Annotated in this window: 19 protein-coding genes; 3 read left to right on the top strand and 16 right to left on the bottom strand. The window is 32.9% G+C overall.

Annotated elements, in window-relative coordinates; all coding sequences use genetic code 11:
• Positions 1–115 precede the first annotated feature (115 nt).
• The 3 genes from hisS to K6343_00485 are packed head-to-tail and all read left to right on the top strand — an operon-like array spanning position 116 to position 3,663.
• On the top strand, positions 116–1,369 hold the full coding sequence (gene hisS / locus K6343_00495; GenBank protein MEF3244453.1) for a histidine--tRNA ligase: 1,254 nt from the start codon (positions 116–118) through the stop codon (positions 1,367–1,369).
• Positions 1,362–3,110: an aspartate--tRNA ligase gene (gene aspS / locus K6343_00490; protein ID MEF3244452.1), complete on the top strand. Its 1,749-nt coding sequence runs from the start codon at positions 1,362–1,364 to the stop codon at positions 3,108–3,110. Before hisS ends, aspS begins: the two co-directional genes overlap by 8 nt.
• Positions 3,103–3,663 (top strand): hypothetical protein, encoded by a 561-nt coding sequence (locus K6343_00485; protein MEF3244451.1) that lies wholly within the window; start codon positions 3,103–3,105, stop codon positions 3,661–3,663. Before aspS ends, K6343_00485 begins: the two co-directional genes overlap by 8 nt.
• Here K6343_00485 and K6343_00480 read toward each other — a convergent pair.
• The 16 genes from K6343_00480 to K6343_00405 all read right to left on the bottom strand — a co-directional run.
• Positions 3,629–4,816, bottom strand: coding sequence for an ROK family protein (locus tag K6343_00480; GenBank protein MEF3244450.1), 1,188 nt, complete (start codon positions 4,814–4,816; stop codon positions 3,629–3,631). The two genes, K6343_00485 and K6343_00480, sit on opposite strands and share 35 nt — an antisense overlap.
• 31 nt (positions 4,817–4,847) lie before the next feature.
• The gene (locus tag K6343_00475; protein MEF3244449.1) at positions 4,848–8,507 is read right to left on the bottom strand and encodes a hypothetical protein; all 3,660 of its coding nucleotides are present in this window, start codon (positions 8,505–8,507) and stop codon (positions 4,848–4,850) included.
• 91 nt (positions 8,508–8,598) lie between these two features.
• Positions 8,599–9,714: a tRNA guanosine(34) transglycosylase Tgt gene (tgt, locus tag K6343_00470; GenBank protein ID MEF3244448.1), complete on the bottom strand. Its 1,116-nt coding sequence runs from the start codon at positions 9,712–9,714 to the stop codon at positions 8,599–8,601.
• 8 nt (positions 9,715–9,722) lie between these two features.
• Complete coding sequence (gene queA / locus K6343_00465) at positions 9,723–10,748, bottom strand: tRNA preQ1(34) S-adenosylmethionine ribosyltransferase-isomerase QueA (protein ID MEF3244447.1); 1,026 nt, start codon at positions 10,746–10,748, stop codon at positions 9,723–9,725.
• Position 10,749: 1 nt separating this feature from the next.
• Complete coding sequence (locus K6343_00460; GenBank protein MEF3244446.1) at positions 10,750–11,457, bottom strand: CvpA family protein; 708 nt, start codon at positions 11,455–11,457, stop codon at positions 10,750–10,752.
• 29 nt (positions 11,458–11,486) lie between these two features.
• Positions 11,487–12,746, bottom strand: a complete 1,260-nt coding sequence (hflX, locus tag K6343_00455; GenBank protein MEF3244445.1) for a GTPase HflX — start codon at positions 12,744–12,746, stop codon at positions 11,487–11,489.
• Positions 12,739–13,092 carry a phage holin family protein gene (locus K6343_00450; GenBank protein ID MEF3244444.1) on the bottom strand — a complete coding sequence of 118 codons (354 nt, stop codon included), beginning with the start codon at positions 13,090–13,092 and terminating at the stop codon, positions 12,739–12,741. The genes hflX and K6343_00450 overlap by 8 nt, the downstream gene beginning before the upstream one ends.
• Complete coding sequence (uvrC, locus tag K6343_00445) at positions 13,076–14,719, bottom strand: excinuclease ABC subunit UvrC (GenBank protein ID MEF3244443.1); 1,644 nt, start codon at positions 14,717–14,719, stop codon at positions 13,076–13,078. Before uvrC ends, K6343_00450 begins: the two co-directional genes overlap by 17 nt.
• Positions 14,709–16,256, bottom strand: a complete 1,548-nt coding sequence (gene rny, locus K6343_00440) for a ribonuclease Y (GenBank protein MEF3244442.1) — start codon at positions 16,254–16,256, stop codon at positions 14,709–14,711. Before rny ends, uvrC begins: the two co-directional genes overlap by 11 nt.
• 12 nt (positions 16,257–16,268) lie before the next feature.
• Positions 16,269–16,703 (bottom strand): RecX family transcriptional regulator, encoded by a 435-nt coding sequence (locus K6343_00435; protein ID MEF3244441.1) that lies wholly within the window; start codon positions 16,701–16,703, stop codon positions 16,269–16,271.
• The gene (recA, locus tag K6343_00430; protein ID MEF3244440.1) at positions 16,669–17,685 is read right to left on the bottom strand and encodes a recombinase RecA; all 1,017 of its coding nucleotides are present in this window, start codon (positions 17,683–17,685) and stop codon (positions 16,669–16,671) included. Before recA ends, K6343_00435 begins: the two co-directional genes overlap by 35 nt.
• Positions 17,686–17,719: 34 nt before the next feature.
• Positions 17,720–18,265, bottom strand: a complete 546-nt coding sequence (thpR, locus tag K6343_00425; protein MEF3244439.1) for an RNA 2',3'-cyclic phosphodiesterase — start codon at positions 18,263–18,265, stop codon at positions 17,720–17,722.
• Position 18,266: 1 nt separating this feature from the next.
• Entirely contained in the window at positions 18,267–19,550 is a 1,284-nt protein-coding gene (gene rimO / locus K6343_00420; GenBank protein ID MEF3244438.1) for a 30S ribosomal protein S12 methylthiotransferase RimO, read from the bottom strand.
• Positions 19,547–20,287, bottom strand: coding sequence for a DUF4115 domain-containing protein (locus K6343_00415; protein ID MEF3244437.1), 741 nt, complete (start codon positions 20,285–20,287; stop codon positions 19,547–19,549). The genes rimO and K6343_00415 overlap by 4 nt, the downstream gene beginning before the upstream one ends.
• Positions 20,265–22,604 (bottom strand): endopeptidase La, encoded by a 2,340-nt coding sequence (gene lon, locus K6343_00410; GenBank protein ID MEF3244436.1) that lies wholly within the window; start codon positions 22,602–22,604, stop codon positions 20,265–20,267. Before lon ends, K6343_00415 begins: the two co-directional genes overlap by 23 nt.
• A 12-nt stretch (positions 22,605–22,616) precedes the next feature.
• Positions 22,617–23,347: AAA family ATPase (locus K6343_00405; GenBank protein ID MEF3244435.1), on the bottom strand; the 731-nt coding region annotated here is incomplete at its 5' end.

Raw genomic sequence — 23,347 nt, 5'->3', positions numbered from 1 at the left:
CTAAATTATATCAGAAGAATCTAAATTCAAAAATTTTAACTTTTCTCAAAGGGCATTGCTTGATTTTTTCTGTAAAGTGTATTAAAATTCTCTATATACCATGGGAGATAAGAAAATGGAAATAAAAAATGTCAAGGGATTTAAAGACATACTCTTTGAAGATGCTCTCATATTTGAGCACATACAAAATATTGCTTCATCTGTTGCAAAAAGCTTTGGCTATAAACCTATAGTTTTACCAACAGTAGAGTATGCAGAGTTATTCAACCGTTCTGTTGGTGATACTACAGATATTGTTGAAAAGGAAATGTTCACCTTTATGGATAAAGGCGAAAGACTTCTCTCATTACGGCCAGAGTTTACTGCCTCTGTTGCAAGAAGTTATATCGAGCATCATATGGAAACTAAGCCAAAACCTCTTAGGTTATACTATTTTGGGCAATGTTTTAGATATGAGAACCCACAAAGAGGAAGATATAGAGAATTCTATCAATTTGGTGTCGAAGCACTTGGAGATATCTCACCAACTTTAGATATTGAAGTAATACAAATTGCAATTAAATTAATTGAGAGTTTAAACATAAAAAATCTTAAGATAAAAATTAATAGCATTGGTTGTAGAACTTGTAGACCAATTTACAAAGAAGCCCTTAAAAATGCTCTTATTCCACATTTTGAAGAATTATGCGATAACTGTAAAAGGAGATTTGATACAAATCCTTTAAGAATTCTTGACTGCAAAGAAGAAAAAGAAGAACTTAAAAATTCTTTGCCAACAATTAATGATTACCTATGTGAAGATTGTAAATTACATTTTGAAGAAGTTAAAAAGGGGCTCAAGCAACTTGGTATACCGTTTGAAATTGATAATAAACTTGTAAGAGGACTTGACTATTATTCGAAGACTGTTTTTGAAGTGATTTCTGAGGATCTTGGAAGCCAAAACGCCCTTTTAGGTGGAGGAAGATATGATTATCTCATTGAAGACTTAGGCGGAAGAAAAACACCTGGAGTTGGTTTTGCAATGGGTATTGAAAGACTAATTGAAATTCTAAAAGCACAAAATTACTCGATTAAAGAGAAGGAAAGCATATACATTGCCTATGATAAACAATTTTTAAAAGAAGCCTATGAAGTAGCCAATATACTTAAAGATAATGGCTTTATTGCATACTTAGATGTAAAGGGCGACAACATCGGAAACCAAATAAAAAGAGCAAGTAAAGTAGGTGTTTCTTTTACCGTTATAATTGGAAGTGAAGAAATAAGCACTAAAACGATTAAAGTAAAGAATATGCAAACTTCAGAACAAGAAAATTTCAAAAAAGAACACTTAATAGATTTTATTAGGGGGAAGAAATATGCTTAAAAGAACAGTTTTTAACTCAGATATTGATGAAAATTTAGTCTCAAAAGAAGTCGTCGTCAATGGATGGATCCATAGGAAAAGAAATTTAGGAGGAATCTTATTTTTTGACTTAAGAGACAGAAGTGGATTAGTCCAAGTTGTTGTGTATCCAAACGCAATTGATAAAGTAAGGTTTGAAGAGTTAGAAAGTTTAAAGATAGAATCTGTTTTAGGAGTTAAAGGGGTAGTAAAAAGAAGAGAAAATCCGAATGTAAATTTGAAGACAGGTTATTTTGAAATAGAATTAAAAGATTACGAAATATTTTCTAGAGCCCAAGATTTGCCTTTTAACCCATTTTCAGACCAAATAATAGATGAAACCTTACGCTTAAAGTATAGGTATCTCGATTTAAGAAAAGAAGAAGTAAGACGAATTTTTGAACTAAGGGCAAAGATTACTCAAACCATTAGGCAATTTCTAATATCAAAAGATTTCATTGAAGTTGAAACTCCGAACCTAACAAAAAGCACACCAGAAGGAGCAAGAGATTTTCTTGTGCCATCAAGAATAAATAAAGGGCATTTTTATGCCTTACCACAATCCCCACAACTCTTTAAACAAATTCTTATGATTGGTGGATTTGAAAAATACTTCCAAATTGCACGATGCTTTAGAGATGAAGATTTAAGAGTGGATAGACAACCTGAATTCACACAAATAGATTTAGAATTGTCTTTTGTTGAACAAGAGGATATTATAAATCTTGTTGAAGAGATGTTCAAAACTCTATTTAGGGAGGTTATGAATATAGAGATTCAAACTCCTTTTCCAAGAATGACTTATAAAGATGCAATGAGAAATTTTGGTTCTGATAAACCAGACACCCGTTTTGATCTACATATCCAAGATATAACAAATGCCTTCAAAGACACACAGTTAAAAATACTTCAAAATACAAAGGAAAATTTAATCCTTGCTCTTTCAATACCAGAAAAGGCAAATCTATCAAGAAATGAAATCAAAAATTTAAAAGAAGCAACTAAACAATTCGGAGTTGTTGGTTTTATCGAATTTAAAATTATTGACAATCACATTGAATCTTCTTATGAAAAATACCTTTCAGATGAAGAAAAAAATGCAATTCTCAAAATAGCGAAAAACGGCGATTTACTTACGTTATTTTCAGTACCCAAAAAGGGCGGCTTTGAAACTTTAGGAAGAATTAGACTATACTTTGGAGAAACATTCAACTTAATTAAGAAGAATCTATGGAATTTTCTTTGGATTGTTGACTTTCCGTTTTTTTCGTTTAGTGAAGAGGAAGGAAGATATGTTGCAGAGCATCATCCATTTACAATGCCAAACATAGATGATTTACCCAAATTAGAAAGTGATAAAGAAGATGTTAGGGCAATTGCATATGATTTAGTATTGAATGGAAGTGAACTCGGTGGGGGAAGTATTAGAATCCATGATCCTGAACTTCAAAAAAGGGTATTTAAAGCAATTGGTTTAAAAGATGAGGAAATAGAATCAAGGTTTGGTTTTCTTATAAATGCCTTTAAATATGGTGCTCCTCCACATGGCGGAATTGCCTTCGGATTGGATAGATTGGTTTGGTTGTTAAGTAATGCAAAAAGTTTAAGGGATGTAATTGCCTTCCCAAAAACAACTTCGGGAACTTGCCCATTAACAGATGCACCAAGTGAAGTCGATAAAAAACAATTAGAAGAGTTGGGTTTGCAGATAAAAAATGGATAGAATGCCCAAAGAATACAAAATTTTGGTGTATATATTAGGGATTGGTCTTTCTTATTACATTGTTTTTGCTTACAACCTGTACTTAAGATTCAAAATTGTAGAAAGTTTACTAACAAAATATTTATTGGCAATACTTATCCTTTTTTTTATGATCGCTTCGATACCCTTTGTGCTTCTTATAAAAAAATCTCCAAACTCAACCAAAGTTGCAAAAAACATCATGATTTTTTTAATCTCATTAAACTTATTATTTCTCTTAAGTATGTTATTTTTTAAAGAATCTGCTTCCTTTATTGCGCTTTTTAATGTAGGTGCTTTTACACCCTATCTTGCTATGGGAATCGCAAGACTTTCGCCAGATAGAGCAGCTTTGATGAGTATCCTTATCTTACCTTGGCAAATTTATACTCTTTATCTAATCAACCATAGAGAAACAAAAGATTATATTAAATCAAAAGAGTATCCACCTGTAAATACCCAACTCTACACATTAGGAATATTAACACTCTTATTTGTTACTATTGCTTTCTTGTCATTGCTCTACGGCCTATAAATTCATAAGGATGATCCAAAAACTCTTCCAATACTACAGACATTGCTCCTATTAAGCCTACATTCTCTTTTAATTTTGATTGCACAATCTTGATACCGCTTCCAAATCCATAAAAAGACTTTGAATAAAGCACCTCTTTTATAGCAGGAATTAAGAAGTCACTTATCTTAATTGCTGGTCCTGCAACGATAATTTTCTCAGGTGCTAAAACATTTACCACACTTAAAAGCATTTGTCCTATTAATGAGGCTTTTTTCTTAATAACTTCAATTGCATTACTGTTCTTATTTTTAAGTAAACTCACTACTTCATCCTCTGTTAAAGTATCTCTATTAACAGCATGAGCAATGTCTTCTAGTATTTTGTTATAACTTGCGTATAATTCTACACACCCAATATTTCCACAATCACACTTAAGACCATTTGGATCTATAGATATATGACCTATTTCTAAAGAAACTCCAAAATTGCCATTGTAAAGTTTTCTATTTACAACAAAACCGCCCCCAATTCCAAAGCCAATGTGAAGTAAAAGAAAGTCTTTAACTTCTCTTCCTTCTCCAAAATACCTTTCTGCAAGTGCTTCTGCGTTTGCATCGTTTAGAATGAAGACAGGAATGTTAACAACCATTTCAATATCTTTTATATCAAAATGGCTTATATTCCTAAGATTTGGAATACTTACTATTACACCTTTTTTAGGATCTACCCTCCCAGGTGAAGACATACCTACTGCAATTACAGAAGGAAAAATTCTTTTAAGATCATTCACATTTTCTAAAATAATTTTCTTAAGTTCACTATTTGAGATGGAAGTATCTGTTTTAATTTCCCTTTTATACTTGATTCCACCATTGAGATCCGCTATTGCGAAAAGGACAAACGTATAGGATATCTCGACTACAATTGCCAAAAAATTTCCCCCAACGAAAGCAAGGTAGAACGGCTTTCTTCCAATGTTGCTTGTATCTGCTTTTCTTTCGGAAAGAACACCGTTCATTGTAAGGAAGGCGACAATCCTTGAGACCGTAGGAGGTGTTAAAGATGTCTCCCGAACGACATCAATACGGGAGACATCTGGATTATCCCTAACTAACCTCAAAAGCATTGAAGTGTTTTCTTCTTTTAAATCCTTCTGGTTTTTCCCTTTCATTTTTTTACAATCAAATTTTTATACCCACCAACTACGGTAAATATGTTATATTTAAATTTTTATTTCCATTGTCTATGTTATACTTAAAACCAAAAGATTTTGCAAGTGCAGTAAGTGGAAAAACTATGTTACCGTTCTCAACATAACTTGCAATACTACTATTACCTTCAACCAACGGCACAGCGTTTCCATTAAGTAATGACTTGTTTTGACCTACCCAATGCTCGTATTTGTTTTCAAAGAAGACAAGAGTGAGTTTTTTTCCATCGAAGTTATAATCCATTCCTAATGCCTTACTTAAATCTTCTAAAGAAGTTGTATAATCTTTTATCTTTTCATCATAATGAGTTACGATATTTTTAATGGTAAAAGGAATTTTTTCTTTGTTTCTAAAAAGATAATTACCTTCAAAAGGAAGATTAACTTCAACTTTGTAGGAAGTAAAGAAATAAAACTCAAACTCATTTTTAGCAGTATTTTTCTTAACACCATCCCCATCGTAATTCAATGTTCCATTAAATACTTCTTTATATGCATTTGGAACATCTTTGGATAGCTTCATTCTCAACTTTAATTTAACTGTTTCGCCACTTTCTAAGCTCCCGTTAAATGATACAAGAGAATTAGCAAAAGAAACCTTTCCCTTGCTTGCTTCAGCACTAATAAAATCAACATATTTGGGGAGTTTTAAAACCAATTCGTTTCCTTCTAAATCTTTCTGTGCACCTTTTCCATTATTTTTTATATCTATACTTACCTCGAACTCAGTTAAAGGTAGCATAATTTTCGGAAGATTAAGTTCATAAGTTCCTATTAAATTAGGTGTTTTGAGAGCTGTTGAAAGTGGAAGCATCGGCACAGTTGCAAATGTCTTATTCTTCACATCATACGAAGTTAAAATATCTTTTTGAGTCATTCCTCTAGGCACAAAAATATCAAAAACTTTTGGTAGAATTCCCTCGTTTATCGCTTCAGGGTTTCCTCCACCACTTGCCCATTCACTTGCAGTCTGTTGAATTGCTCTAAAATAACCCTCTCCATATCCATCTTGGTTACCAGAGAGAATTGTAATATATGGCTTATAAGAGCTACTTATATTTAGATATTTTTTAGGTAAAATTACGTTAATAATATTTTTCTCATTGTCAACGGATATGCCTAATTCTCCTTGGTAGACATTATCCGATGCATCCATAATGAAATTACCATAAGACCAACCTGCAACACGAATTGCTAAATCCCAAGGATGGTTTGGATCTATGTTCACTTTTGGTCCCTTAGGATCGATTGTTACAGTTTTTCCACCATCTTTCACATCAAAATAAGTTTCAATGATCTGGAAGGAAAAACCATTTGGCCCATTCCACGGATTACCACCAACGGAACCCATTTCATATTGTAATAGATAATTTTCTCCGTTATCAAACATCTTAAATGAGATTAAATCAAAAAGATGTCCCCTATTCTTGAAAACATCATTCAATGGATAGGTATAAGTTCCAGGACCATTATCATCATTTGCTTCATCGTATAGTTCTCCTACAAGTGCACCTGAAATTTTAACAGGAAGCTTAATCCTTAAAGGTTCCGTGAAAGACACCAACTTACCATCTTTTAACGAAACTAAAGAAATATAAAGTTTATCCAAATTGAGGTTGGTTGTATCTATACTAGTTTTACCGTTAACAAAATAACTTTCAAAATCAACAGGCATACCTATACTATCTTTATCAAAAGGAAAGTAGTCTATTGAAAAATCAATAGGTTTTTTCTGCTCTCTTAAAAATGTATTCAGAGTCTTGCCGTAGTAAACTGCAACTATGTAGTCTTTTAAAGGAAAACTTATAGAAATATTTTTCCCATCAAAATTAATACTTGCCTTAATATTTTGGGAGGGAATATCTATGCTTTTTGGCTCATTTTCCTTGAGACTTACTTCAGACATTGAATAAGGCTCTCCGTCTGGGAAAAAGTTTCCAAATAAGTAATCAGGGATTTGTTTGCCTAATGTTTTATAAAGTCCACCTAAATACAATTTATAAAGTCTATCAAACCCTCTATCGTTACCTGAACTTTGGTCACTTCCATACCACCAAAACCAATCAGAACCCTCTGCTATTAAAAGAAAATCATTTGCTTTATTAAGGTTTTCTTCACTTAAGGAATTTTTACTTTCATTAAAGGTCTTATGGGCATCAATAAGCCATTTCCAAGCAACGTTTTCTTGAGGCTCACCAATCCATGTGTCAAGAGTTGGGTTTATCCAGCTTGACTCTCCAAAGTAACCTTGGACCTCTTTTGTTGGTAAGTTAGAATAAGAGTTAATATTCGAAATATCTTTGCCGCTTAGATCAAGGACGGTAACTGTATGCTCGGAAACACTTTTAGGTTTAAATTTCGATAAGTATTCTGAGGGGGTAACAACTTTTATTACACCTTCTTTTTGAAGAGAGGAGAGTTTACCGTAAAAAGCTTTTAAGAAATCGTTGCCATCGTTATTGTAATACTCCCATGCGTTTTCACCATCAAGAGCAATTGTATAAACTAAAGAACCATTTTTGTTAAGAGATTGAATGCTCCTTAAAGTATTTTCTACATCAGAAACTGCTTCGTTTACACTTTGCCCTGAATAACGAAAACCAATTCCATCTGAAAGGTATTTATCTCTAAAGAAAACTGTAACACCATTTATCTCATAAGGGACATACTTTTCAAGCGGATCATCTTTATTTACTCCGAGCTGTGGTAAGTTATCAACATCAGAAATAGTCCACTTAAGACCTTTTTCTGAGAATATCTTTAGGGTTTCGTCATTAATGGCACATTCGGAAGCCCAAATTCCTTTTGGATAAAAACCAAAAACCTTGTAAAAAACCTCATTAGATTTATCAAGTTGTTTTGATAAATCAATACTCAATCCAAAATCAACAAGTAAAGGTGATATAGGATGAGCATAAGGAGTTGAAACTAGTTCAATTAGGTTTTTAGAAGATAAGTCTTTGTATATCCCAAAAATCTTATTAATAATTTCCATTTGTTTTTTTAAAACTAAATCTCTGTCAGAAATTGTAAAATTATTCTTTTTGTATGCCTTATCAAGTAAGAGAGATAAATCTTTATCATTTTTAATAAAATCGATATCTAGCCAGAAGAGGTTAAAAAGGGTTTGTAAGTTCAAGTAATCTTGTGGTGATAATTTTTGCACTGCTATTTCAGGATTATCTGAAGAATCTTTAAAAGCAGTGTTTCTTTTTTCAAGTATATCATTAAATAATGGGACTTTTTTCACAATATGGTCCCAGTTAATATCAAAAAATCCACCAGGGATTGATAATATCTTAATTTTTTGGGAAGTAGATAAGTCCTCAGGAATAATCTTACTCAATTTAAGGTTTTCGTCGATTTGACCATTTTGGTAATCGATAATTTGGGAAATCAAACTTCCCGATAAATCAAAAGTTATGTGTAAGTCCGGAAATTGCGACACAATATACGGCATACGGTAATAATCTTTTGCTCCATGCAACCTTACCCATGGAAGAATAAATTCATTTGTTAAAGGATCTTTATAAAATGGCTGATGATTATGCCAAACTATTATAACATTGAGAGGTTTTGGTTTAGACGAACATCCTTGTAAAAGTGGAATTAAAAGAGCAATTACTAAAAGTAAAGATACCAACTTTTTCATTTAAAACCTCCTTTATTTTTTTACAGTATCTAAATAATTATAGCAAAAAATTATAAAAGAAAATTAACTCATAATACTTTTGTTAAAAAACTTAAGAATTTTTGTATTTGGACTTAAAACTTTCGTAAAATTCTCTAAAACGTCCTTCCTTAATTGCGTTCCTAATATCAAGTATAAACTGTTGCATGAAATACAAATTATGAATCGTTGCAAGTCTTCCTGCAAGAAACTCTTTTGCCTTAAAAAGATGGTTTAAATACGCCTTTGTATAATGTGTGCAAGTATAACACTTACAATCATCTTCAATAGGAGTAAAATCTTCCTTATAGATACTTTTTGTAATTTTAATAGTCCCATTTTTCGTTAAGAGGCTTCTATTTCTTGCTATCCTGGTTGGAAGAACACAATCAAACATATCAACTCCAAGTCGCACATATTCAAGAATGCTTAACGGGTCGCCTACACCCATAAAATACCTGGGCTTATTCTCTGGAAGAAGTGACACAGTGTAATCAACCATTTCTTTAGTAAGCTCTTTTTCTTCACCAATACTTAATCCACCCAAGGTAACCCCAGGAAAATCCAATTCAAGGATTCTTTCTACAGCCTCTTTTCTTAAGTCCTTATAAAAACCACCTTGAATAACCCCAAAGAGTATTTGGTCTTCTTTTTTATGAGCTTTTAAACTTCTTATAGCCCAATCAACTGTTATATCTAACTCCCTTTTTGTTTCCTCTTTTGGGCTTGGATACGTTCCACATATATCAAGGGGTATTGCAATATCAGAACCAATTTTTTCTTGAGTTTCAACAACCAATTCTGGAGTGAAGAAATGTTTCGATCCGTCTATGAACGACCTAAACTCAACACCATCGCTTGAAATCTTTCTCAATTCTTTAAGAGATAAAACTTGGAAACCTCCACTATCTGTAAGTACTGCACCATCCCAATCCATAAATTTATGTAAGTATCCAGCCTTCTTAATAACATCGGCTCCTGGTTGTAAATAAAGATGATAAGTATTAGCAAGAATTATCTTAAAACCAATATCTCTTAACTCATCTGAAGTTAAAGTTTTTACAGTTGCTTGTGTCCCAACAGGCATAAATACAGGTGTTTCAATTACACCGTGTGGAGTTTCAAACTGTGTAATTCTTGCCCTAGACCAATCATCTGTCTTAAGAATTTTAAATTTTATATCATACATTTTGCACCTCACAGTATCAACATGGCATCTCCAAAACTATAAAATCTGTATCTTTCACTAATGGCTATTCTATACGCTTTTTGAGTTAATTCAACCCCTGCAAAGGCACTTACAAGCGCAATAAGGGTAGTCTTTGGAAAGTGAAAATTTGTAACAATACGATCAACCACCTTAAATGGATAACCTGGCTTAATAAACAAACGTGTATAACCACTCATCGGCTTTAAAAAACCTTCTCTTGATGACGCCGTTTCAAGAGTCCTTACTGTCGTTGTACCAACAGCAATGATTTTACCACCCAATCTCTTCGTTTCATTAATAATTTTTGCACTTTCTTCAGAGATAAAGAATTCCTCTTCATGCATCTTATGTTTATTTAGGTCGTCCACCTTAATGGGTTTAAAGGTTCCCAAACCAACATGCAAAGTAATATAGGTAATCCTAGCACCAATATCTCTTATTTTATCAAAAAGTTCATCAGTAAAATGTAAACCTGCCGTTGGCGAAGCAACTGATCCTAAAAGCTCTGCATAAATTGTTTGATATTCAGATTCAATTGCCTTTGATTTAATATAAGGAGGAAGAGGCACTTCGCCGTAATTTAAAATTTCCTCCATGGAAAGTGGACTTAAAAATTCGACAACATTTTCTCCATAATTTTCTTTTCTTAATACCTTAACGGCAATATAGGGAGATTCGTTAATCAAAATTAAGTCATCAACTTTTACCTTTTTATTTGGATTTGTAAGGGCAACCCATTGATTAACACCCAAATATTTAATGAGAAAAATTTCCCTTTTTCCAAGAGTTTTTGAGTCTTTACCTAAAAAACGGGCTCTTAATACTTTTGAATTATTAATTACAATACAATCATTGGGGTTTATATATTCGACAATTTCATAAAACTTCTTATGTTCAATTCTACCACTATTCCTATGGAAAACCATAAGCCTTGCATGGTCACGAGGATAAATTGGGTGTTGAGCTATTAACTCCTTTTCAAGGTCATAATCCAAAAAATCGACATTTGCCATTTCATTTAAAGGTAGAGAAAACGATGTTCAAGTAATTAACAACCAGTGGAAAATATTTTTCAGATATTTCGTAAGTTTTTGAGTTTATAAGGACTTTGAAAAAACTGTTTGATTCTAATTTTAAAAATGTAAAAATATAACCAAGTAAATGAACTAATACCGAAATTACAACCAAATATATAAATACTCTTAGAACTCCTCCTAAAACCATATCCACCCATTTTAAGAACGGACTCACCCTAAACAAATTTCTTAAAACATAGCCTAAAATTCTAAAAACTATTATGATTAATAAAAAAACCAGTATAAAAGAAACAACCAAAAGTAAATAATATCCAAGGATATTTGCAAGGTATTGCCCAACGTTAATGTTTAAGTTTAAATTACCACTTAAGGCAACCGATCTAAGAAAACTTGGAAACTTTAGAGCATCAACTGCCTGGTTCAAATTGTTGTAATTTAGTGGAAGTGTTGAAAGCCCTTGTGGTAAGTTAATTAGGGAAGCAAGTTTTTCACTAAAAATCTTATCAAGGCCAAATTTATCTGAAAGAAACTGGGCAACAGGGTTTGTTAGATACCTTGCTCCAAAGAACGCTAGAAATACTCCAATGGTGTCTGTAATAAACAAGATAGCACCTTTGTTTATACCTATAAAAAATTCTACCATCAGTAAGACAAAAACTACTACATCAACATAATTTCCATTCATAGCCCTATTGTAATATTTTAATTAAATTTTCAAAATTTGTTAGCAAAAAATTCCTTATATTTATAAACATTATTTAGATAACCTTCAACAAATAGTATTATACCTTCTTCGGTATCTTTTCTTGAAATTACATGCATCGAATTATAAATCTCATCTAACAAATACAGTTTGCTAAATGGTATGAAGATTTTTGAATTTATAACAAGGTCCTTTAATGCCATAAAAATAGTATCTTTTAGTTTATCGATACCTAAATTTTTAAGAGCAGAAACAAAAACAGCGGAAGGAAAACTTTTTTGTAAGTATTGGATGGTATTTGGATCAACTAAATCAATTTTGTTAAAAACAGTAATGATAGGAATATCGTGAACGCCTAAGGCATTCAACGTTTCTAAGACTACATCCATCTTCGCACGGAATTGAGAATCACTTACATCTATAAGATGTATAATGAGCCAAGAATCAAGTATCTCTTCAAGGGTTGATCTAAAGGAATAAACGAGTTGCGGCGGAAGATTACTTATAAATCCGATTGTATCAACAAATATTGCAGTTAAACCTTCTTTTATCTCCCCTACCCTTGCAAGAGTATCAAGTGTTGCAAAAAGTTTATCCTCTACTTTTGCTTCACTTGCTGTTAAAACATTTAAAAGCGTAGATTTACCTACATTTGTATACCCTACAATTGATACAATAGGTATTTTGCCTTTTTTTCGTTTTTTTCTTACTTCAAATCTGTGTTTTTTAATTTCCTCAAGTTTATTTTCAAGAACTTTAATTCTGTTTTCAATATATCTTCTTTTGATCTCTGTTTTTCTTTCTCCTGCTCCTTTTAAACCAAACATAGAACCTGTTTGCTGGTCTAAATCTACATCACTATGGACGATCTCTGGCAAATGCATTTTTAGTTGAGAAAGTTCAACTTGGAGTTTTGCTTCAAGAGTCTTTGCTCTGAAACTAAAAATCATAAGAATCAAATGTGGCCTATCTACAATAGGCACACCAATTTCCTTTGAAAGGTTTCTCAACTGAAGAAAAGTTAAAGTTGAATCAATGAAGATAATCGAAGCTTCTGTTAGTTTAACGAGATTTTTCAATTCCTCGATTTTACCTTTTCCTAAAAAAGTTGCATAATGAGGCTCTCTTATTGTGTATACAGTCTCTGCAACAATTTCATAAGAAAGTGTTTCCACTAAGAGGCGAAATTCTTCAAAAGAATCCCTAAAAATCTCCTTTTTCTTGGGATCAACAACATTTACAATAACACAAGACTTTTGCTCTTTAACCAAAGAAAACGCTCCTTATTAAGTTGTTCAAAAAAGACAACAAAATTGAAGCAAATACTGCATCCCAAAATGATTCAACATGAAAACCAGGAACCAACTTGGAAACTACTACAAACATCAAACCGTTAATTATAAACATAAAAAGTCCAAAGGTTAAAAAAACAAGAGGAAGCGAAAAGAAAATAAAAACTGGTTTTATGGTGGCATTAACAATGCCAAAGATTATTCCAGCCGCAATAATACTTAAAGTGTTGTCAAAGTAAATCTTAGGGAAAATTAAGCCGACAAGATAAAGTGAAACAAAGGTGACTATAAAACTTGCAATAATTCCTTCATTTCTTTTTCGCATTTTTTTCACCTCTTATTTCCATTGAATATATCTTTTTAAAATATGAGATTGCAAACCTATGAGCTTCGTCCCTTATTCTTTGAAGCAATTTCAAGACTTCAGAATCTCTATTAAGTTTTATTGGAGTATTGCTATTCTCAATGTATATCAACTCTTCTTTTTTAGCAAGAGAAATGATATCAACATCTAAATTAAGCTCTTTTTTAACACGCATAGCAACTTGAATTTGACCTAAGCCACCATCAATTAACAAGAGATTTGGCACTCCTTTAGAAAAGGTATCTTCTTTATTGGTGAATCTTCTTAATAATACCTCATAAAGCATTCCATAGTCATTTGGTCCGGGTGTGTATTTTATTTTAAAGTGTCTGTATTCATCTTTATCTGGTTTACCATTGATGAATACAACCATAGATCCCACAGCAAATTCACCCTGTATATTTGAAATATCATAACCCTCAATTCTTATAGGAATATTTTTTATACTAAGTATGTTTTTTAGTTGTATCAAAAGTAGGTTAGTAGTCTCTTCCCTTCTTTTGACATAGTTTTCTAAATGCATTTTTGCATTATCAACTGCTAATTCTAACACTTTTTTAACTGCCACACCACGCACTTTTTTAATTTTAACATCGTGTTTCAATTTTAGTTTCAAAAAATTCTCCAAAGCACCTTTACTTTCGAGTTTACAATCAATATAAAGTTCATTTGCGGTAATGTGCTCAGGATAACTTAGCAAAAATGCTTCAATAAGAGACTGCTTATCTTCATATGAAGAAAATATAAAGGGATACAAACTCACAACTCGGCCTTCCCTTATAGAAACTTTAACTACACAACTATATTCATTTGCAAGCTCTGCGGTAATCAAATCAAAACTCAAATTATCTTCCATAATTACCCGTTGGGACGAAAAAATTGATTTTAAACCGTTGATTGCATCTCTAAAAATAATTGCACTTTCAAAATTAAGTTCATTTTTAGCCTTCTCTAACTCTAACATCAAAGAGTTTATTACAGAGGTATCCTCACTTCTTAAAAATTGCTTAAAAGACTCAACAGTTTTAATATAATCACTTTTTGAAACAAGATGTGCACATGGTGCAAGACACAAACCAATTTGATAGAGCATACATGGCTGATATGTTTTACTATCATCTATTTTTAAATTGCAAGAACGGATTGGAAAGATTTTTCTTAGTGTTTTAATGGTAGTATCAATCGCTCTTCCATGAGGAAATGGACCAAAATAGCTTCCCTTCTCCCCTCTTATACGGTAAACCTTTTGAATTCTAGGGTATTCTTCATTTGTTATTTTTATGTAAGGATAATTTTCATCATCAACAAGCCTTATGTTGAAGGGGGGTTTAAATTTTTTTATAAGATTATTTTCAAGTAAAAGTGCTTCATCAGGATTTTTAGTCGCTATAAATTCAACAGAGTTTATTCTACTTAGTAAAACTTCACCTTTAGCATCTTTTGGGTTTTTGTACGAATTTACCCTCTTTTTGAGTGATTTTGCTTTTCCTACATAAATTACTTTATCGCTAGCATCTCTAAAAATATAAACTCCAGGCGAATCAGGAAGTAATCCCAATTCGCCTGCGAAAAGTAATTTATTTTGCATATTCGATGTATCTTGTTTCTCTTACTACCGTAACCTTTATAACACCCGGATAAACTATAGATTCTTCGATAGTTTTTGCGACATCTCTTGCAATTTTAAACGAGGTTTCTTCGCTTACCTCTTCTGGATTAACAAGAATTCTTACTTCTCTTCCAGCTTGGACAATGAACGCTTTTTTTACTCCTTGCACTGAGGTTGCAATCTTTTCAAGTTCCTCCATTCTTTTGATGTAATTCTCAAGGTCCTCTCTTCTTGCCCCCGGTCTTGTAGCAGATAGCGTATCTGCAACTTGGACAATTACATCAAGCACACTCTCTTGCTTAATATCACCATGATGAGATTGAACAGCATGGACAACTCTTTCATCTTCACCGTATTTCTTTAAAAATTCTCCACCGATGATAGCATGGGGACCTTCAATTTCTTGTTGAAGCACTTTACCAATATCGTGGAGTAAACCTGCTCTTTTTGCAAGTATTACATTTTCAGAGAGCTCCTCTGCTAATTTTCCTGCAATTAAAGCAACTTCTAAAGAATGCTTTAAAAGATTTTGTCCGTAACTTGTTCTATACTTCATCTCCCCGATAAGCCGTTTTACCTCGTTTGAAAAGCCATAAAGCCCTATACTCATAAGAGCTTTTTCAGCATCGTTCAAAACAACTTCTTCAAACTCAGCTTCAGCTTCAGAAACAAATTCTTCTATTCTTGCAGGATGAATTCTCCCATCGATAATTAATCTCTCTAATGCTCTTCTTGCAATTTCTCTTCTTACAGGATCAAAACACGATAAGGTTACAGCCTCGGGAGTATCATCGATTAGTAAATCAACTCCCGTAAGAGTTTCAAAAGTTCTTATATTTCTTCCATCCCTTCCAATTATTCTTCCTTTAATATCATCCGACGGGAGTGGAACAACAGAAACAGTTGTTTCAGAAACATAATCGATAGCACTATTTTCAATTGCTTGTGAAAGAATAACCTTAGCTTTTTCTTTTGATTGTGATTTTATTTCCTCTTCTGCTTCTGCAATTCTTTTAGAAATTTCTTTTGCTAAGTCTTGTTCAACCCTTCTTAAGATAATGTCTCTTGCTTCTTCTTTTGTTAAAGAGGCAATTTTGAAAAGTTCTAAATCAATATTCTTTTGTTTCTCCTCAACTGTTTTAGCCAATAGATGCAAATCCTCTTCTTTTTTCGTTAAGTCCTTTTCTTTCTTATCAATTAATTGTGAACGCCTATCAACTATTTCTTCTTTTTTAAGAAGTCTATTCTCAATTTCCTGAAGTTCCCTTTGTCTCTCTTTAACTCTATTCTCTAATTCCTGGGCTTTTTTATCGTATTCTTCCTTAAGGGCAACTTTCATCTCCCTCTTTTCGATTTCTAAATCATTTTCTAATTCATTCTTCTTTTTATTAAGGTAGTCATCTACTGAACCATACTTCGATTTTAAGACATAACCTTGTAAAAACCATCCAAAAAGACCACCTATTAAAAACATAACAATAGTTACTATTATGTACAAAATGTATGGAACATCCATCTTCTCACCTCCTTAATCTTTTAAGGTGAGGACTTCCTGAACGATATTGGACCTAAAACCTCTTTGAATTAAATACGGATAAAGCTTATCTTTGGGCTTTTTATTTAAAAAATTCAATATTATCTTTCTTTCAATATCTAAAGAATATTTCTCCGCAAGAAGTGCTTTTGTTTCACTATTTAAAACACCTTTTGACCTAAGCACTTCTTCAACTTTATAAAAACCGTACTTTTTACTTATACACTTATCAATGAGGTTTGCTGCATACTTTTCGTCCAAAAGAAGTCCTCTTCCCTTTAATTTTAAAATAGTTTCTTCAACTTCTGAAGCCGTGTATTTATTCAATTTTCGTCTAATTTCAAATTCTGAATAATCTCTCTTTGAAATTAGTTTTAATGCATATTCAAGTGCATTATTGTTCTTCTTTTTTTGTGAAGAGTTTCTCATCAAGCTCTTTTTTAATCTTCTGAAGCAATTCTTCTGAACCTGAAATCACCTTAATAGCGTTATCTCTTCCTTGTCCGAGTTTAATATCACCGTAGGAATAAAAAGAACCAGATTTCTTAATAATTTCATTTTGCACAGCCACATCAAAGAGATCGGCAATCTTTGAAATTCCTTGACCAAAAATAAGGTCAACTTCTGCTTCTTTGTATGGTGGAGCAACTTTATTTTTAACGACTTTAATTCTAATCCTGTTGCCTGCACCACCAGCATCACCGTTTATCGATTCTGCTCTTCTCACATCAAGGCGGACAGAGGCAAAAAACTTAAGTGCCCTGCCGCCAGGAGTAACCTCAGGATTACCAAATACAACACCAATCTTTTCCCTTAATTGGTTAATAAAAACCATGCAAGTTTTTGATTTACTAATGCTTCCGTTTAATTTCCTCAAAGCCTGTGACATTAGCCTTGCCTGTACACCCATAAACGATTCGCCCATTTCTCCTTCTAATTCAGCTTTAGGCACAAGTGCAGCAACAGAATCCAACACAACGATGTCAACAGCGCCAGATCTTACAAAAATGTCTATTATATCAAGCGCCTGTTCGGCGTAATCAGGCTGAGAAACAATCAAATCCTCAACATTTACTCCCAAACTCTTTGCATATTCTTGTGAAAAGGCATGTTCCACATCCACAAAAAGGGCTTTACCACCCATTTTTTGAGTATTTGCTATTGCTTCTAAAGCAAGAGTTGTTTTTCCACTTCCTTCAGGGCCAAAAATTTCAATAATTCTTCCACGTGGAAAACCACCTACTCCTAAAGCAAGGTCAAGCGAATAAATTCCAGTTGGTATAACTTCTATGCTTAAACTTGCTTTTTTATCTCCAAGCCTCATCACCGAGCCTTTTCCATATTCCTTTTCTGCTTGCATCATGGCAAGTTTTAATGCTTGTTCTTTTTCATTAGATTCGTTATTAGCCATATCCATCAACCTCTCTTTTTAAATTATTATAACATTACTTATTTAAAAAATCAAAGCCCCCAATTTCATTATACTTAGGACCACTACTTTCAAGTTTACTTTCAAATACTGTTAAACCCAACGCAGAAACCTTAATTTCAAAGTCAGGCACACTTAGCTTAGAAATGTCCACAAACTCACCTTTAGCCCTACCAAAAGTAATATGCGGGATGTATGAGGTTTCACGCTTAAAATCGAATTTCAAAAAGCGCTCATCAAAATCTTTCATGATTTTAACAATAGATTCAGTTGGATCAACAATAGAAAAGAAAAGAACTCTTGCATTATCTATTGATGGGAAACCAGAAACCCCTTTTATATAGAAGTCAAAACTTTCAAATGAACTTGCAATTTCATTAACTATTTGGAAAATTTCTTTAAGAAAATCTTCTGATACTTCCCCTAAAAATTTTTCCGTTACATGAAGGTTGTCTTTAGAAACCCACTTAATATTCCCCTTAATAGATTTTTTAAACTCTAAAACTAACTTAAACAAATTGCTCTCATAAGAAGTTGTTTTCAAGGCTATAAAAATTCTCATCTTATACCTCTATCAACCATTCGTATTTGTCAACTTGCTTAACAATACCTTTGTAAAAATTTGATTGCTTAAGGACTTTTTTAACATAAACTATATTATCAATATCGGGAGCATCAAAAATTGTCCTTCCTGTACTTATCTTTTTATTCCTATCAACAAAATCAACTACAAAAGGCACCTCTTTATTTAAAAAGCTGTTGCTTCTTTTAAGAGCAATTTCTTCTTTAAGTGCCTCAAGCTCTTTTAAGCGATTATGAACATCCTTACTAGGAACATCTTCCATTGAATAACTAAATGTTCCATTTTCTTTTGAGTATGCGAATATACCCAGATGGTCTATTCCGTATTTCTCAATAAATCTTAAAAGCTCTTCGAAGTCTTTATCGTCTTCTTGAGGAAATCCTACTATAACCGATGTCCTCAATGCAAACCCATTTGATTTGATAAAATCAACAATCCTTTCAAGTTCATGGGCAGAATACCCTCTTTTCATCAAACGAAGTATCTTATCACTTACATGCTGTATTGGCATATCTATGTATGGAACAATTTTTTTTGAATCTTTCATAAATTTAACTAACTCAAAAATGTAAGGTTGTGGATATGTATATAGTATCCTTATCCATTCAAACCCATCGATTTTCTCTAATGCTTCTAAAAGTGGAATGAGTTTAATTTCCCCATAGAAGTCAAGTCCGTATTGTGTTGTATCTTGAGCTATCAGTATCAGTTCCTTTACGCCATTTCGAGCTAACGCTTTTGCTTCTTCAATTAAAAATTCCATTTTAAAACTATGAAGCAAGCCTTTGATGTTGGGTATTAAGCAAAATGCACACTTATGATTACACCCATCTGCAATTTTTAAATAACTGTAATGAGGCAAAGTGAGCTGTAAACGGGGTAGCTCTATAAATTCAGGTTCAGCGTTAACAAATAAACCACCTTTTTCGATTGCCTTCTTAATGTCAGCTAAATTATTAGTTCCCACAAAGGCATCTACGTACTTAAATTTATTTTTCAGATAATCTACATTTAGCGAAGGATAACACCCCATAACGACAACCTTTTCTATAATTCCCTTACGCTTTTTTAAAACAAATTCTTTAATCACACTTTCAGATTCATTACGAGCTACCTCCAAGAAAGCGCAGGTATTAATAATAACAACATCTGAATTGTCAGGATTAAAAGAAATCTTATAGTCTCCTGCTAAATATCCAAGCACTCTTTCAGCATCAACAAGGTTTTTAGGACAACCCAGGCTAACTATAGAAACTTTCTTCATTGACTCCCCAAAAACTGAGCCTTTTCTTTTGTGAATTTATAGTCAATTACTGTTTTTGTAGAACTTGCCACGCCTAAATCTTTACCATTATAATTTATCTTCACAACCTTAGCGTTACCAAACCTTATTTGTATATAGTTTTGTGCAGTCAGTTTAAGTGTTTCGCCGTTATTTATGAATTTCTGAGTCGTCTTCCCATCTTGATTTATGCCAAGCCAACATCTTCCTGACGCTGTAAGAACAACAACAACTGGCGCTTCCTTTGGTGTTTCTTCAACAACATTATTTTCCTCTTTAGGTGTTGTATTGGAAGGAGTTTCTTCACTAACTGATGGAGGCACTTCTGAGCTTATGTTGGTTGAAATATCCTGCTTTGGCGGAAGTTGCGAATTTTTAATAATAAACGATTTTAATAAAAAAACTACGATTAAAAGAGCAAAAAAAATAAGAAAAGGAATTGCGAAAAATTTACTAATCGGGAATGCTTTGTGTTTTGCATGCTTTTCAGATTTAACAAACAAACTTTTGTATTCACTTATAAGAGGTAAGGAATCTATATTTAGAAATTCTGCATACATGCGAATATAGGACAAAATATAGCCATCGAATTCGGAACCAAAATCATCGTTTTCTATTTTCTCAAGATAGTAAAGTCTTATAAGTGTTTCTTTTGAAACATCTTCTAAAGTTAAACCTCGTTTTTCTCTTTCTTCTTTAAGAATGGTTCCTATTTTCATCTCTTAGCGCAATATTCAATGCCTCCTCTACGTTTTCTATTAAATGTATTTTAACCTTTTTCTTAACATTCTCTGGAATATCATCTAAATCAATTTCATTTCCCTTTGGAAGAATCACGGTTTTTTTATTAGCCCTATATGCACCAAGTACTTTCTCTTTAATGCCACCCACAGGAAGCACCCTTCCTCTCAGGGTAATTTCACCTGTCATTGCAACATCTATATCAATAGGGATTTCCTTTAATACAGATACCAAAGCAACAAATATTGTAATACCAGCAGATGGTCCTTCTTTTGGAACAGCACCTTCAGGAACATGAATATGGATATCAAATTTATCATAGAAATCTGGTTTAATATCAAGTTTTTGAGTATTAGCTCTTATATAGCTTAAGGCTGCTTGAGCAGATTCCTTCATAACATCTCCCAACTGACCTGTAAGAAGTAAACTCCCTTTTCCTGGCATTTTTGTTGCTTCAATGTAGACTATATCACCACCTGCAAAGGTAACAACCATTCCGCAAGCAACTCCAGTAAAGTTTCTCTTCTCTTGCGATTCTCTTGAAAACTCTGACTTTCCAAGATATTTGATTAAATTATTTTCAGTAATTTTTACTCTAACACTCCCTTTTTCTGCCTTTTCTTTTGCAACTTTTCTTATGATTTTAGTAATAGAACGTTCAAGATTTCTTAAACCTGCTTCTCTTGTATAATCATTAATGATTTTTAAAATTGCATTATCAGAAATTATAACATCACTTTTCACTAAGCCATGCACATCAACTTGTTTTGGTATAATAAAGCGCTTTGCAATCTGTAATTTTTCCTCATCAACGTATCCAGGGAGTTTTAAAACCTCCATTCTATCAAACAAAGCAGGTGGAATGGTATCTACAACATTTGCTGTTGTTATAAACAAAACCTCTGAAAGGTCAAAAGGAAGCTCTATATAGTTATCAGAAAAAGAATTGTTCTGCTCTGGATCCAATGCCTCTAATAACGCAGCAGTTGGATCCCCCCTAAAATCAGTACCTACTTTATCGATCTCATCAAGAAGGAAAACTGGATTTTTAACTCCTGCTTGCTTAATGCCCTGTATAATTCTCCCAGGTAGCGCACCTACATACGTTCTCCTATGACCTCTAATTTCAGCCTCATCTCTTATGCCTCCAAGAGAAACTCGAACAAACTTTCTACCTAAGGCTTCTGCAATAGATCTACCAAGAGAAGTTTTTCCAACACCAGGAGGACCAACAAGGCAAAGAATAGGACCTTTTACATCTTTTTTAAGTTTTTTTACTGCAATTAATTCAAGAATTCTTTCTTTTACATCTTTCAAGTCGTAATGATTCTTATCTAAAATCATTTGTGCTACATTAACATCAATTGTATCAATAGTTTTTCGATCCCAAGGTAGGGCTAAAAGCCAATCAATGTAATTTAGTATTACACCACTTTCTGGGCTCATCGGTGGAATTTTCTTTAGTTTTTCAAGTTCTTCTTCTATCTTTTCTTTCACATATTTATGGTGCTTTCTCCCCTTCATTTTTCTTTTAACTTCACCAATGGTGCCAACACCTTCACCTTCTTCTCCAAGTTCTTTTTCAATTTCTCTGAGTTTTTCCCTCAAAAAATACTCTTTTTGACTTTTCTCAATTTTATTCCTTACCTTTTCATCAATTTCTCTTGAAATTTCAAGGATTGTATTCTCTCTTTCGAGTATTTCGAGTAACATATTAAGTTGGTCTTTGACACCCATTGTCTCAAGGATTTTTTGTTTTTCCTCAACAGAAACAAAAAGGTTTGATATAACAACCGTAATAAGCCTTTCAGGATCATCGACATTGGTCAAGCTCAAAATCGCATCCTGGGGGACTTTCTTATTGAGTTCAGAATAAAAAGCAAACTTGTCTGACACAAGTTTCATTAATGCAATAGTTTCAGAACTTTCCTCATACAAAGTTTCTAAAGGAGTAACAGAAACATGCCAAATTGTTGGTGCCAAATCAAACTTCTGAATTTTAACTCTCTCAATACCCTCTACAATAATTCTATAGGTGCCGTCTGGGAGTTTTAAAACCTGAATAATTTCGCAACCAACTCCAACATCATAAACATCTTCAGTTTCTGGATCCTCAATAAGCCCATTTTTTTGTGAAGAAACTACTATAAGTTTATCTTCCGATAAAGCCTTTTCAATAGCATTTATTGACTTTGCTCTCCCTACAACTAAAGGGACAACCATTCCGGGAAACATCACTATTCCTCTTAAAGGAAAATACGGTGAATATGCCTTTTCCCATCTTTTATTATTCATTAAAAACCTCCACTATGCAACCTCATTCAAATTAATCTTTTCTCCCAAAGAATTTAAAAGAACAGGCTCTAAACCATATTCAAGAAAATCTCTGGTGATTATACATTTTTTAATCTGTTTATTTTGTGGTATTTTATACATTAACTCAGTCATGCTTTGCTCAATAATCGAACGTAGTCCACGTGCACCAATATTTAACTTTAAAGACTCGTCTGCAATATACTCAAGTGCTTTTTGTTCAAACTGAAGATCAACCCCATCAATAGCAAACATTTTCTGATACTGTTTAACTAAAGCATTTTTGGGTTCAGTAAGTATCGCTAACAGTTCATCTTTTGCGAGTTTATTTAACCGAGCAATTACAGGGAATCTACCAATAAATTCCGGAATAAAACCAAATTTTATTAGATCACTAGGTAAAATTTTAAGAAATTCTTCTTTTACTTCTTCATCAATACCAAAGCCAATTTTTCTTTTCTTTATCCTCTCTAAGGCAATACTATCGAGACCTTCAAATGTCCCTCCACCTATAAAAAGAATATCCCTCGTGTTTACTTTTATAAATTCTTGCAAAGGATGTTTTCGTCCACCTTGAGGAGGAATATTTGCAATAGTGCCTTCAAGTATCTTTAATAATCCCTGTTGGACCCCTTCGCCTGAAACATCTCTTGTTATCGAAGGGTTTGCAGTTTTACGGGCTATCTTATCAATTTCATCAATATAAGCAATACCTTTTTCAGCTT

This window comes from Caldisericaceae bacterium, assembly GCA_036574215.1.
Lineage (GTDB): Bacteria > Caldisericota > Caldisericia > Caldisericales > Caldisericaceae > Caldisericum.
Note: the sequence above shows the minus strand (reverse complement) of the source record. Positions and strands in the feature narration are given on the sequence as shown.